Origin of the sequence: Pseudomonas sp. HPB0071, assembly GCF_000478505.2 — a bacterium.
Taxonomy (GTDB): Bacteria; Pseudomonadota; Gammaproteobacteria; order Pseudomonadales; family Pseudomonadaceae; genus Chryseomonas; species Chryseomonas luteola.
In genome coordinates, this window is record NZ_KI517367.1 from 2,358,833 (window position 1) to 2,371,758 (window position 12,926).

The following is a 12,926-nucleotide window of genomic DNA, read 5'->3' on the forward strand; positions in this document are numbered from 1 at the left end:
GGTCCGTGAGGAGGAAAGGCCTTGAAAGACTTGCTGAATCTGTTGAAAAACCAGGGTCAACTCGAAGAGTTCGATGCCATTCGTATCGGTCTGGCCTCGCCCGAGATGATCCGTTCCTGGTCCTTTGGCGAAGTGAAGAAGCCCGAGACCATCAATTACCGTACGTTCAAGCCTGAGCGTGATGGTCTTTTCTGTGCCAAGATCTTTGGTCCAGTAAAGGACTACGAGTGCCTGTGCGGAAAGTACAAGCGCCTTAAGCACCGTGGCGTTATTTGTGAAAAGTGTGGTGTAGAAGTTGCGCTGGCCAAAGTGCGTCGTGAGCGCATGGGTCATATTGAGCTGGCGTCCCCAGTTGCACACATTTGGTTTCTGAAGTCACTGCCGTCCCGTATCGGCCTGCTGCTGGACATGACTCTGCGGGATATCGAGCGAGTGCTCTATTTCGAGAGCTACGTTGTCATCGATCCGGGCATGACCACGCTTGAAAAATATCAGCTGCTCAATGACGAGCAGTACTTTGAAGCTCTTGAAGAGTTCGGTGACGATTTTGACGCCCGCATGGGCGCCGAAGCGGTTTTCGAATTGCTGGGCGGCATTGATCTGGAGCACGAAATTGGCCGCCTGCGCGAAGAAATTCCGCAAACCAATTCTGAAACCAAGATCAAGAAGCTATCCAAGCGCTTAAAGCTGATGGAAGCCTTCCAGGGCTCTGGCAATAAGCCTGAATGGATGGTCATGACGGTGCTGCCCGTTCTGCCTCCAGATCTGCGTCCGCTAGTTCCGCTGGATGGCGGCCGTTTTGCAACGTCTGATCTAAACGACCTTTATCGTCGCGTTATCAACCGTAATAACCGACTGAAGCGCCTGCTTGATCTGTCTGCGCCCGATATTATCGTGCGTAACGAAAAGCGGATGCTGCAGGAGGCGGTTGATGCACTGCTGGATAATGGCCGTCGCGGTCGCGCAATCACGGGCTCTAACAAGCGTCCGCTGAAATCGCTGGCTGATATGATCAAGGGTAAGCAGGGCCGCTTCCGTCAAAACCTGCTGGGTAAGCGCGTGGATTATTCAGGCCGTTCGGTTATTACCGTAGGTCCGACCTTGCGTCTGCATCAGTGCGGTCTGCCCAAGAAAATGGCGTTGGAGCTATTCAAGCCATTCATCTTTGGCAAGCTGGAAGCTCGCGGTATGGCGACTACCATCAAGGCCGCCAAGAAAATGGTTGAGCGTGAGCTGCCTGAGGTCTGGGACGTTCTCGCCGAAGTCATTCGCGAACACCCTGTATTGCTGAACCGTGCTCCGACGTTGCACCGTTTGGGTATTCAGGCGTTCGAGCCTGTGCTCATTGAAGGCAAGGCGATTCAGTTGCACCCATTGGTGTGTGCGGCTTATAACGCTGACTTCGATGGTGACCAGATGGCTGTCCACGTGCCGCTGACACTGGAAGCTCAGCTGGAAGCTCGCGCATTGATGATGTCGACCAACAACATCCTGTCGCCTGCTAATGGTGAGCCGATTATCGTGCCGTCGCAGGACGTGGTGCTGGGCCTTTATTACATGACGCGCGAGGCGGTGAACGCCAAGGGTGAAGGTCGTGTATTTGCTGACCTGCAGGAAGTCGATCGCGTATTCCGCGCTGGCGAAGCTGCGCTGCATGCCAAGATCAAGGTTCGTATCAATGAAAAGGTGAAGCAGAAGGACGGCTCTGTCGTTAGCAACACCCGTATCGTTGATACGACAGTAGGTCGTGCCTTGCTATTCCAGGTTGTTCCTGCCGGTTTGCCGTTCGATGTCGTAAACCAGTCGATGAAGAAAAAGGCGATCTCCAAACTGATCAACCATTGCTATCGCGTGGTAGGTCTAAAGGATACCGTCATTTTTGCAGACCAACTCATGTACACCGGTTTCGCCTATTCGACCTTGTCGGGCGTTTCCATTGGCGTGAACGACTTCGTTATTCCAGACGAGAAGGCTCGTATCATTGATGCCGCTACGTCTGAAGTAAAAGAGATCGAAAGCCAGTATGCCTCTGGTCTGGTTACTCAGGGTGAGAAGTACAACAAGGTGATCGACCTTTGGTCGAAGGCTAACGACGAAGTATCCAAGGCGATGATGACCAATCTCTCGAAGGAGAAGGTGATCGATCGTGAGGGTAAGGAAGTTGATCAGGAGTCATTTAACTCCATGTATATGATGGCTGACTCAGGTGCGCGGGGCTCCGCTGCACAGATTCGTCAGTTAGCCGGTATGCGTGGTTTGATGGCCAAGCCTGATGGCTCCATCATCGAGACGCCTATTACTGCGAACTTCCGTGAAGGTCTGAACGTACTCCAGTACTTCATTTCCACGCACGGTGCACGTAAAGGCTTGGCGGATACCGCCTTGAAAACTGCGAACTCAGGTTACCTGACTCGCCGTCTGGTTGACGTTGCGCAAGACTTGGTTGTAACCGAAGTCGACTGTGGTACCGAGCATGGCCTGGTTATGACGCCGCACATCGAAGGTGGCGACGTGGTCGAGCCGTTGGGCGAGCGCGTCCTTGGTCGGACCATTGCACGTGATGTCTTCAAGCCCGGTGCGGATGACGAAGTCATTGTTCCTGCAGGCACTCTGGTAGATGAGCGTTGGGTTGAGTTCCTCGAGCTGAATAGCGTAGACGAGGTAGTGGTTCGCTCTCCAATTACCTGTGAAACACGTCATGGTATCTGTGCCAAGTGCTACGGCCGTGATCTGGCTCGCGGACATCAGGTTAATATCGGTGAGGCGGTTGGTGTTATTGCTGCTCAGTCGATCGGTGAGCCTGGTACACAGCTGACCATGCGTACGTTCCACATTGGTGGCGCGGCCAGCCGTACATCCGCAGCGGACAATGTTCAGGTGAAGAACGGCGGTACCATCCGTCTGCATAACCTGAAACACGTTGAACGCGCTGACGGTGCGTTGGTTGCTGTATCCCGTTCCGGTGAGCTAGCTATTGCGGATGACTTTGGTCGTGAACGTGAGCGCTATCGTCTGCCGTACGGTGCAGTAATCTCTGTCAAGGAAGGTGACAAGGTTGAGCCGGGTGCTGTGGTGGCCAAGTGGGATCCGCATACCCACCCGATCGTAACCGAGATGGACGGTACCGTAGCCTTTGTCGGCATGGAAGAAGGTATCACGATCAAGCGTCAGACCGATGAGTTGACAGGTTTGACCAATATCGAAGTATTGGATATCAAAGATCGTCCAAGCTCCGGTAAAGACATTCGTCCGGCTGTAAAGTTGATTGATGCAAATGGTCGCGACTTACTGTTGCCAGGTACTGACGTACCGGCCCAGTACTTCCTGCCGCCCAATGCATTGGTTAACCTGAACGATGGTGCCAAGGTTCATGTGGGTGATGTCATTGCACGTATCCCGCAGGAAACATCGAAGACCCGAGATATTACGGGTGGTCTGCCGCGTGTGGCTGACCTGTTCGAAGCGCGTCGTCCAAAAGAGCCGGCTATTCTTGCGGAAATCAGCGGTACGATTTCTTTTGGTAAGGAAACAAAAGGCAAGCGTCGTTTGGTAATTACGCCTACCGACGGTAGTGAGCCGTACGAGGAGCTAATTCCTAAGTGGCGTCACCTTAACGTCTTTGAGGGCGAGCAGGTGAGTCGCGGTGAGGTTATCTCCGATGGCCCAAGCAATCCGCATGACATCCTTCGGTTGTTAGGCGTAAGTGCGCTGGCGAAATACATCGTGAACGAAATTCAGGATGTATATCGTCTGCAAGGCGTGAAGATCAACGACAAGCACATTGAGACCATCCTGCGCCAGATGCTGCGCAAGGTGGAGGTAAGTGAAGTTGGTGATTCAAGCTTCATCAAGGGTGATCAGATGGAGCTGACCCAGGTGCTGGAAGAAAATGAGCGCCTGGTTGCAGAAGATAAGTTCATTTCCAAGTACGAGCGTGTGCTGCTGGGTATCACGAAGGCATCCTTGTCAACGGAGTCCTTTATTTCGGCAGCTTCCTTCCAGGAGACAACGCGCGTTCTTACTGAGGCGGCGGTAACAGGTAAGCGTGACTTCCTGCGTGGCCTGAAGGAGAACGTTGTTGTGGGTCGTCTGATTCCGGCGGGTACTGGTCTGGCTTATCACAGCGAGCGCAAGCGTCAACGGGAGATTGGCAAGCCTCAGCGTGTGAGTGCGAGCGAGGCGGAAGCTGCGCTGACCGAAGCGTTGAACTCAAGTGGTAGCTAAGCAGTAAATCAAACGAAGCCTTGGCCGAGTGGTCAGGGCTTCGTATTGACGGTACGGGAGAACCTCTTTAGACTTTCGTACCCCGAAAATTGGCAGGGCCCATGGTCCTGCCATTTCGTTTGTGTCGTAAGACAATCAGTGGAGCTATAGATGGCAACTATCAACCAGCTGGTGCGTAAGCCGCGCAAGCGTCTCGTCGAAAAGAGCGACGTGCCTGCGCTGCAAAACTGCCCGCAACGTCGTGGTGTTTGCACCCGCGTATATACAACTACCCCTAAGAAGCCTAACTCGGCACTGCGTAAAGTATGCCGTGTACGTTTGACAAACGGCTTCGAAGTGACTTCCTACATTGGTGGTGAAGGTCACAACCTGCAAGAGCACAGCGTGGTACTGATCCGTGGCGGTCGTGTAAAGGACCTTCCGGGTGTGCGCTACCACACTGTACGCGGCTCTCTGGACACCTCTGGTGTTAAAGACCGTAAGCAGGGTCGTTCTAAGTACGGCGCGAAGCGTCCGAAGTAATCTATTCTTTTTGTTCGAGTCGATAAGAGTAAGGTCAGGCGTAACCTGCTTGTTACAGTCCTGAGCTAACCTGAAGACCGTTTTGAGGGCTTATCAATGCCAAGACGTCGTGTAGCGGCCAAGCGCGAAATACTTGACGATCCAAAATACGGAAGCCAGATCCTGGCCAAGTTCATGAACCACGTAATGGAAAGCGGCAAGAAAGCCGTTGCTGAGCGTATCGTTTATGGTGCTCTGGACAAGGTCAAAGAGCGTTCCAAGAATGCCGACCCCCTGGAAGTTTTCGAAAAAGCGCTCGACGCCATCGCTCCGCTGGTCGAAGTGAAGTCCCGCCGTGTAGGCGGTGCTACCTACCAGGTGCCGGTCGAAGTTCGTCCGTCCCGTCGTAACGCTCTGGCCATGCGCTGGCTTGTGGACTCTGCGCGTAAGCGTGGTGAGAAGTCCATGGCTCTGCGGCTGGCGGGAGAGCTCATGGATGCATTCGAAGGCAAGGGCGCCGCAGTCAAGAAGCGCGAAGACGTGCATCGCATGGCAGAGGCCAACAAGGCCTTCTCGCACTACCGCTTCTAATCAAGCGAGGACCTTATCGTGGCTCGTACTACCTCAATTAATCGCTACCGTAATATCGGTATCTGCGCCCACGTGGACGCAGGTAAAACGACTACCACGGAGCGTATTCTGTTCTACACCGGCGTGAACCATAAGATGGGTGAGGTTCATGACGGCGCAGCTACCATGGACTGGATGGTTCAGGAGCAGGAGCGTGGTATTACCATTACTTCTGCTGCTACCACAGCGTTCTGGTCCGGCTCCACTAAGCAGTATGACAAGTACCGTGTAAACATCATTGATACCCCTGGTCACGTTGACTTCACTATTGAAGTTGAGCGTTCCTTACGTGTGCTGGACGGTGCTGTTGTTGTTTTCTGCGGTACTTCGGGTGTTGAGCCTCAGTCTGAAACTGTATGGCGTCAGGCTAACAAGTACGGTGTTCCGCGTATTGTCTATGTCAACAAGATGGACCGCGCTGGTGCCAACTTCCTGCGTGTTGTTGAGCAGATCAAAAAGCGTCTAGGTCATACACCTGTCCCGGTTCAGCTGGCTATCGGTGCTGAAGATAACTTTCAGGGTCAGATTGACCTTCTGAAGATGAAAGCGATCTTCTGGAACGATGATGACCAGGGCATGACCTATCGCGAGGAAGAAATTCCTGCAGAGCTTCAGGACTTGGCTGATGAGTGGCGCTCCAACATGGTTGAAGCAGCAGCTGAAGCTAACGAAGAGCTGATGAACAAGTACCTGGAAGAAGGTGAGCTGTCGATCGAAGAGATCAAGGCTGGCCTGCGTCAGCGTACTATCGCATGCGAAATCGTTCCGGCTGTGTGTGGTTCCTCCTTCAAGAACAAGGGCGTTCCACTGGTTCTTGATGCCGTGATTGACTTCCTGCCGGCTCCGACAGAAATTCCTGCGATCAAAGGTGTCCATCCGGACAACGAGGAGCAGGAAGATGAGCGTCATGCTAATGACGAAGAGCCCTTCTCTGCTCTAGCGTTCAAGATTGCCACCGACCCGTTTGTAGGTACGCTGACTTTTGCGCGCGTTTATTCTGGTGTTCTGAATTCAGGTGATTCGGTTCTAAACTCTGTGAAGGGTAAGAAAGAGCGTGTGGGTCGTATGGTGCAGATGCACGCGAACACCCGTGAAGAGATCAAGGAAGTTCGTGCAGGTGACATTGCTGCTCTGATTGGTATGAAGGATGTTACTACGGGCGATACTCTTTGCTCGCTAGAAAAGCCGATTATCCTTGAGCGTATGGACTTCCCTGAGCCGGTAATCTCGGTTGCGGTTGAGCCGAAGACCAAGGCTGACCAGGAGAAAATGGGTATTGCATTGGGCAAGCTGGCCCAGGAAGACCCGTCTTTCCGAGTTAAGACCGACGAAGAGTCTGGTCAAACCATTATTTCCGGTATGGGTGAGCTGCACCTGGATATTCTGGTTGATCGTATGAAGCGCGAGTTTGGTGTTGAGGCTAACATCGGCAAGCCTCAGGTAGCCTACCGTGAAACTATCCGGAACAAGTGCGAAATCGAAGGTAAGTTCGTTCGCCAGTCCGGTGGTCGTGGTCAGTTCGGTCACTGCTGGATTCGTTTCGCCCCGGCTGATGAAGGTCAGGAAGGTCTCGAATTTACCAGTGAGGTAGTAGGTGGTGTGATTCCGAAAGAATACATCCCTGCTATTCAGAAGGGCATCGAAGAGCAGATGAAAAACGGTATCGTTGCCGGTTATCCGCTGCTTGGCCTGAAAGCAACTGTATTCGACGGCTCTTATCATGACGTCGACTCCAACGAAATGGCGTTCAAAATCGCTGCTTCGATGGCGACTAAGCAGTTGACCCAGAAGGGTGGTGCTGTTCTGCTTGAGCCAATCATGAAGGTCGAGGTGGTAACGCCTGAAGACTACATGGGCGACGTAATGGGTGACCTGAACCGTCGTCGCGGCCTGATCCAGGGTATGGAAGATACTGTATCCGGTAAGGTGATTCGTGCTGAAGTTCCGCTGGGCGAGATGTTTGGCTACGCTACTGATGTGCGTTCCATGTCTCAAGGTCGTGCTAGCTACTCCATGGAGTTCGCCAAGTACGCTGAAGCGCCATCGAACATCGCCGAAGCTATTATCAAGAAACAAGCTTAATAAACGCTTTCTAGTAGGGGTTTATACTCGTGGCTAAAGAAAAATTTGAACGTAACAAACCGCACGTCAACGTCGGCACCATCGGCCACGTCGACCATGGTAAGACAACGCTGACTGCAGCACTGACCAAGGTTTGCTCTGAAACTTGGGGTGGTTCTGCCCGTAACTTCGACCAGATCGATAACGCTCCGGAAGAAAAAGCGCGCGGTATTACCATTAACACTTCCCACGTTGAGTACGATTCGGCCACTCGCCACTACGCTCACGTTGACTGCCCTGGCCACGCTGACTATGTGAAGAACATGATCACCGGTGCTGCGCAGATGGACGGTGCGATCCTGGTTTGCTCGGCAGCTGACGGCCCCATGCCGCAGACTCGTGAGCACATCCTGCTGTCCCGTCAGGTAGGCGTTCCTTACATTGTCGTGTTCCTGAACAAGGCTGACATGGTTGACGACGCTGAGCTGCTCGAGCTGGTAGAAATGGAAGTTCGCGATCTGCTGAACACCTATGACTTCCCAGGTGACGACACTCCGATCGTTGTAGGTTCCGCGCTGATGGCGCTGGAAGGCAAAGACGACAACGAAATCGGTGTTTCTGCTGTGCGTAAGCTGGTTGAAACTCTGGATGCCTATATCCCTGAGCCAGTTCGTGCAATCGACCAGCCGTTCCTGATGCCGATCGAAGACGTATTCTCCATCTCTGGTCGCGGTACTGTAGTAACAGGCCGTGTTGAGCGTGGTATCGTCAAGGTGGGTGAGGAAGTTGAAATCGTAGGTATCAAAGCTACGACCAAAACTACCTGCACCGGCGTTGAAATGTTCCGTAAGCTGCTAGACGAAGGTCGTGCAGGTGAGAACGTTGGCGCCCTGCTGCGTGGTACCAAGCGTGAAGACGTTGAGCGTGGTCAGGTTCTGGCCAAGCCGGGCACCATCAAGCCGCACACCAAGTTCGAGTGCGAAGTGTACGTTCTGTCCAAGGAAGAAGGTGGTCGTCATACTCCGTTCTTCAAGGGCTACCGTCCTCAGTTCTACTTCCGTACTACTGATGTGACTGGTAACTGCGAACTGCCGGAAGGCGTTGAAATGGTAATGCCGGGCGACAACATCAAGATGGTTGTTACCCTGATCGCTCCGATCGCCATGGAAGAAGGTCTGCGTTTCGCTATTCGCGAAGGCGGCCGTACCGTAGGCGCCGGCGTGGTTGCCAAGATCGTCGAATAATATCGACGTTCGTCCAGAGAAGGCCCTTCGGGGCCTTTTCTGCTTTGTCTATTATTGACACCCCTCTGGCGTCTCTATAGAATTGCGCCTCCTTTTATCGGGCATATTCTGCCTGAGGGGAAAGCTTGGAGTCTGAGGTCAAATGCAAAACCAACAAATCCGTATTCGGTTGAAGGCTTTTGATCATCGCCTGATTGATCAGTCCACCCAGGAAATCGTGGAAACCGCGAAACGTACTGGTGCTCAGGTGCGTGGTCCGATTCCTCTGCCTACCCGCAAGGAACGTTACACAGTGCTGATTTCTCCGCACGTCAACAAGGATGCACGTGACCAGTACGAGATTCGTACTCACAAGCGTGTGCTGGATATCGTCCAGCCAACGGATAAAACCGTTGATGCGCTGATGAAGCTCGACCTTGCTGCTGGTGTAGAAGTACAAATCAGCCTCGGCTAAAACCTTGGGGTTTTAGTCGTGTAACGCTCTGAAATGGGCGGCCATAGCGGGTGAAAGCCCCGTACACTCAAGAGGTTTATACAATGACTATTGGTGTAGTCGGTCGTAAGTGCGGCATGACCCGCGTTTTCACCGAGGAAGGTGTTTCCGTTCCGGTTACAGTCATCGAGATTGAGCCGAACCGTGTAACACAGATGAAAGTAGAAGAGACTGATGGCTATCGTGCTGTTCAAGTGACAGTGGGTGAGCGTCGTGCTTCTCGTGTTAGCAAGGCTCAGGCAGGTCACTTTGCCAAAGCTAGCGTTGCTGCTGGTCGTAGCGTTCTGGAGTTTCGTCTTGAAGAAGGCGAGTACAACGCTGGTGATCAGATCACGGTTGATATTTTCCAAGCTGGACAGCTGGTCGATGTGACTGGTCAGTCCAAAGGTAAAGGCTATGCCGGTACCATTAAGCGTTGGAACTTCCGTGGCCAAGATAATACTCACGGTAACTCCGTTTCTCACCGCGCACCTGGCTCTATCGGCCAGTGCCAGACTCCTGGTCGAGTGTTCAAGGGCAAGAAGATGTCCGGTCACCTGGGTGCTGAGCGTGTAACTGTGCAGTCCCTTGAAATTGTCCGTGTTGATGCTGAGCGCAACCTGCTTCTGGTCAAGGGTGCCATTCCTGGCGCGCCTGGCGGTGATGTGGTTGTTCGTCCTGCAGCCAAGGCTCGCGGTTAAGAGGGGAACGGAACATGCAACTAAATGTAAATGGCTCGCAGGCTATTGAAGTCTCTGAGCGCGCCTTTGGTGGCGAATTCAACGAGACGCTGGTCCATCAGGCAGTAGTCGCCTACATGGCTGGCGGTCGTCAGGGTACTCGCGCTCAAAAGACTCGCTCCGAAGTATCTGGCGGCGGCAAAAAGCCCTGGCGTCAAAAGGGTAGCGGTCGTGCCCGTGCAGGTACTATTCGTAGCCCTATCTGGCGTGGCGGTGGTACCACTTTTGCTGCTAAGCCGCAGAACCATGAGCAGAAGCTCAACAAGAAGATGTATCGCGCCGCGCTGCGCTCCATTCTGGCGGAGCTGGTACGTCTGGATCGTCTGGTCGTAGTGGACGAGTTTTCTATCGATGCCCCTAAGACTAAAGGGTTGGTAAACAAGCTTGACGGCCTTGGCCTGAAAGATGTCCTGATTGTGACTGATAACGTCGATCAGAACCTTTACTTGGCTGCCCGCAACCTGCCTTTCGTTGACGTTCGTGATGTACAGGGTTCCGACCCTGTTAGCCTGATCGCTTACGACAAGGTTTTGGTCACAGTGTCTGCCGTGAAGAAATTCGAGGAGCTGCTGGGATGAACCAGGAACGTGTATTCAAGGTACTGCTTGGTCCGCACATCTCCGAGAAGGCAACTGTGCTAGCGGAAAACCAAAAGCAGTTTATTTTCAAGGTTGCTACTGATGCAACCAAGCTGGAAATCAAGAAGGCGGTCGAGCAGCTGTTCGACGTTAAAGTGCGCAGCGTTAGCACCCTGAATGTAAAGGGTAAGACTAAGCGTACCGCACGTGGTCTGGGCAAGCGTAACGATTGGAAGAAGGCATATATTGCTCTCCAGCCGGGCCAAGACCTCGATTTCTCCAGCAATGCTGAGTAAGTAAGGGGGCATCATGGCAATCGTAAAATGCAAGCCGACCTCCGCTGGCCGCCGTTTCGTGGTCAAGGTTGTCAATGCTGATCTGCACAAGGGCGCCCCGTATGCTCCTCTTCTGGAGAAGCAGGGTAAGTCCGGTGGCCGTAATAACAACGGTCGTATCACCACTCGTCACAAGGGTGGTGGTCATAAGCAGCACTATCGTCTAGTTGATTTCCGTCGCGATAAGGATGGTATCCCGGCTGTTGTTGAGCGCGTTGAGTACGATCCAAACCGTACTGCTCACATCGCGCTGCTGAAGTACGCTGATGGCGAACGTCGTTACATCATCGCTCCGAAAGGTGTGACAGCAGGTGATCAGCTGATCTCTGGTGCTGGTGCTCCAATCAAAGCAGGTAATAGCTTGCCTCTGCGCAATATCCCGGTAGGTAGTACTGTTCACGGTATTGAGCTCAAGCCAGGCAAAGGCGCACAGATCGCCCGCTCAGCTGGTGCTTCCGCCCAGCTAGTTGCCCGTGAAGGCGCTTATGTAACGCTGCGTCTACGCTCCGGCGAGATGCGCAAGGTTCTAAGTGAATGTCGCGCAACGTTGGGTGAAGTATCCAATACCGAGCACAGCCTGCGTTCCCTGGGTAAAGCAGGTGCTAAGCGCTGGCGTGGTATTCGTCCAACCGTCCGCGGTGTGGCGATGAACCCTGTTGATCACCCGCATGGTGGTGGTGAGGGTCGTACCTCCGGTGGCCGTCATCCGGTGTCTCCATGGGGCTTCCCGACCAAGGGCGCGAAGACCCGTGCGAACAAGCGCACTGACAAGATGATCGTCCGTCGCCGCAAGTAACGAATTGAGGATACGACTGTGCCACGTTCTCTTAAGAAAGGTCCTTTTATCGATCTTCACCTACTGAAGAAGATCGAAGTTGCGGTAGAGAAGAACGATCGTAAGCCAATTAAGACTTGGTCGCGTCGTTCGATGATTCTTCCGCAGATGGTCGGCCTGACCATCGCTGTACACAACGGCCGCCAGCATGTCCCGGTGCTAGTCAACGAAGACATGGTTGGTCATAAACTCGGCGAGTTCGCTGCTACCCGCACTTATCGCGGTCATGCGGCTGACAAGAAAGCCAAGCGTTAAGGGGTAAGGAAAGATGGAAGTAGCCGCTAAGCTGTCGGGCGCTCGAATCTCCGCCCAGAAAGCCCGCTTGGTCGCCGACCAGATTCGCGGGAAGAAGGTGGGCGAGGCGCTCAACCTCCTGGCTTTCAGCAGTAAGAAAGCTGCCGAGATCATGAAAAAAGTGTTGGAGTCGGCTGTTGCCAATGCCGAGCACAACGAAGGCGCAGACGTGGATGACCTAAAAGTCTCCACGGTTTTCGTCAACGAAGGGCGTTCGCTGAAGCGCATCATGCCGCGCGCCAAAGGTCGTGCTGATCGCATCGTGAAGCGGTCTTGCCATATCACGGTCAAGGTTGCGGACAAGTAACGGAGTCGATCAGATGGGTCAGAAAGTACATCCCAATGGCATTCGCCTGGGCATCGTCAAGGAGCATACTTCCGTTTGGTATGCAGATAAGCGCACTTATGCTGATTATCTGCTCTCCGACCTGAAGGTTCGTGAGTACCTCCAAGACAAACTAAAAAGCGCGTCCGTAAGCCGTATCGATATTCATCGTCCGGCGCAAACTGCACGCATTACCATCCACACTGCTCGTCCCGGTATCGTTATCGGCAAGAAAGGTGAGGATGTAGAAAAGCTGCGTCAGGACCTGACCAAGCAAATGGGTGTGCCTGTGCACATCAACATCGAAGAGATCCGTAAGCCGGAACTCGACGGTGCGCTGGTTGCGCAAAGCGTGGCTCAGCAGCTCGAGCGTCGCGTTATGTTCCGTCGTGCGATGAAGCGCGCGGTGCAGAGTGCGATGCGTCTAGGTGCCAAAGGCATCAAGATTCAGGTGAGTGGTCGTCTTGGCGGGGCAGAAATTGCTCGTACCGAGTGGTATCGCGAAGGTCGTGTGCCGCTGCACACACTGCGTGCCGATATTGACTACGCAACTGCGGAAGCGCACACCACTTATGGTGTGATCGGTGTGAAGGTTTGGATCTTCAAGGGCGAGGTCATTGGTGGCCGCCAGGAAGAGCTTAAGCCTGTAGCTCCTGCTCCGCGTAAAAAAGCTGCTAAGTAAGGAGT

General features: G+C 53.5%; 13 protein-coding genes. All 13 read left to right on the top strand.

All coding sequences use genetic code 11. The features are described 5' to 3' along the window. The first annotated feature begins 21 nt into the window (after window positions 1–21). The 13 genes from rpoC to rpsC all read left to right on the top strand — a co-directional run bounded on the left by rpoC (window position 22) and on the right by rpsC (window position 12,921). Window positions 22–4,224 (top strand): DNA-directed RNA polymerase subunit beta', encoded by a 4,203-nt coding sequence (gene rpoC / locus HMPREF1487_RS11105; protein ID WP_010796746.1) that lies wholly within the window; start codon window positions 22–24, stop codon window positions 4,222–4,224. Between the two features lie 150 nt (window positions 4,225–4,374). Then, the gene (rpsL, locus tag HMPREF1487_RS11110; protein ID WP_010796747.1) at window positions 4,375–4,746 is read left to right on the top strand and encodes a 30S ribosomal protein S12; all 372 of its coding nucleotides are present in this window, start codon (window positions 4,375–4,377) and stop codon (window positions 4,744–4,746) included. 96 nt (window positions 4,747–4,842) lie between these two features. Beyond that, complete coding sequence (rpsG, locus tag HMPREF1487_RS11115; protein ID WP_010796748.1) at window positions 4,843–5,316, top strand: 30S ribosomal protein S7; 474 nt, start codon at window positions 4,843–4,845, stop codon at window positions 5,314–5,316. An 18-nt stretch (window positions 5,317–5,334) separates the two neighbouring features. After that, window positions 5,335–7,437 carry an elongation factor G gene (fusA, locus tag HMPREF1487_RS11120; RefSeq protein ID WP_010796749.1) on the top strand — a complete coding sequence of 701 codons (2,103 nt, stop codon included), beginning with the start codon at window positions 5,335–5,337 and terminating at the stop codon, window positions 7,435–7,437. Between the two features lie 29 nt (window positions 7,438–7,466). Beyond that, window positions 7,467–8,660 (top strand): elongation factor Tu, encoded by a 1,194-nt coding sequence (gene tuf / locus HMPREF1487_RS11125; protein WP_010796738.1) that lies wholly within the window; start codon window positions 7,467–7,469, stop codon window positions 8,658–8,660. Between the two features lie 142 nt (window positions 8,661–8,802). Next, window positions 8,803–9,114 (top strand): 30S ribosomal protein S10, encoded by a 312-nt coding sequence (gene rpsJ, locus HMPREF1487_RS11130; protein WP_003243886.1) that lies wholly within the window; start codon window positions 8,803–8,805, stop codon window positions 9,112–9,114. An 83-nt stretch (window positions 9,115–9,197) separates the two neighbouring features. After that, complete coding sequence (gene rplC, locus HMPREF1487_RS11135; protein ID WP_010796750.1) at window positions 9,198–9,833, top strand: 50S ribosomal protein L3; 636 nt, start codon at window positions 9,198–9,200, stop codon at window positions 9,831–9,833. Between the two features lie 14 nt (window positions 9,834–9,847). Then, entirely contained in the window at window positions 9,848–10,450 is a 603-nt protein-coding gene (rplD, locus tag HMPREF1487_RS11140; protein ID WP_010796751.1) for a 50S ribosomal protein L4, read from the top strand. Next, the gene (gene rplW, locus HMPREF1487_RS11145; RefSeq protein ID WP_010796752.1) at window positions 10,447–10,746 is read left to right on the top strand and encodes a 50S ribosomal protein L23; all 300 of its coding nucleotides are present in this window, start codon (window positions 10,447–10,449) and stop codon (window positions 10,744–10,746) included. Before rplD ends, rplW begins: the two co-directional genes overlap by 4 nt. Window positions 10,747–10,759: 13 nt before the next feature. Beyond that, window positions 10,760–11,581 (top strand): 50S ribosomal protein L2, encoded by an 822-nt coding sequence (gene rplB, locus HMPREF1487_RS11150; RefSeq protein WP_010796753.1) that lies wholly within the window; start codon window positions 10,760–10,762, stop codon window positions 11,579–11,581. Window positions 11,582–11,599: 18 nt separating this feature from the next. Beyond that, complete coding sequence (rpsS, locus tag HMPREF1487_RS11155) at window positions 11,600–11,875, top strand: 30S ribosomal protein S19 (RefSeq protein WP_010796754.1); 276 nt, start codon at window positions 11,600–11,602, stop codon at window positions 11,873–11,875. 13 nt (window positions 11,876–11,888) lie between these two features. Further along, window positions 11,889–12,221: a 50S ribosomal protein L22 gene (gene rplV, locus HMPREF1487_RS11160; protein WP_003103908.1), complete on the top strand. Its 333-nt coding sequence runs from the start codon at window positions 11,889–11,891 to the stop codon at window positions 12,219–12,221. Window positions 12,222–12,234: 13 nt separating this feature from the next. Then, a complete protein-coding gene (gene rpsC / locus HMPREF1487_RS11165) occupies window positions 12,235–12,921 on the top strand; it encodes a 30S ribosomal protein S3 (RefSeq protein WP_010796755.1) in 687 nt (228 codons plus the stop codon). Window positions 12,922–12,926 lie beyond the last annotated feature (5 nt).

Coding starts and splice junctions, on each gene's coding strand:
- rpsL (WP_010796747.1), top strand. CDS start 4,375: ATGGCAACTATCAACCAGCTGGTGCGTAAGCCGCGCAAGCGTCTCGTC.
- rpsG (WP_010796748.1), top strand. CDS start 4,843: ATGCCAAGACGTCGTGTAGCGGCCAAGCGCGAAATACTTGACGATCCA.
- rpsJ (WP_003243886.1), top strand. CDS start 8,803: ATGCAAAACCAACAAATCCGTATTCGGTTGAAGGCTTTTGATCATCGC.
- rplC (WP_010796750.1), top strand. CDS start 9,198: ATGACTATTGGTGTAGTCGGTCGTAAGTGCGGCATGACCCGCGTTTTC.
- rplD (WP_010796751.1), top strand. CDS start 9,848: ATGCAACTAAATGTAAATGGCTCGCAGGCTATTGAAGTCTCTGAGCGC.
- rplW (WP_010796752.1), top strand. CDS start 10,447: ATGAACCAGGAACGTGTATTCAAGGTACTGCTTGGTCCGCACATCTCC.
- rplB (WP_010796753.1), top strand. CDS start 10,760: ATGGCAATCGTAAAATGCAAGCCGACCTCCGCTGGCCGCCGTTTCGTG.
- rplV (WP_003103908.1), top strand. CDS start 11,889: ATGGAAGTAGCCGCTAAGCTGTCGGGCGCTCGAATCTCCGCCCAGAAA.
- rpsC (WP_010796755.1), top strand. CDS start 12,235: ATGGGTCAGAAAGTACATCCCAATGGCATTCGCCTGGGCATCGTCAAG.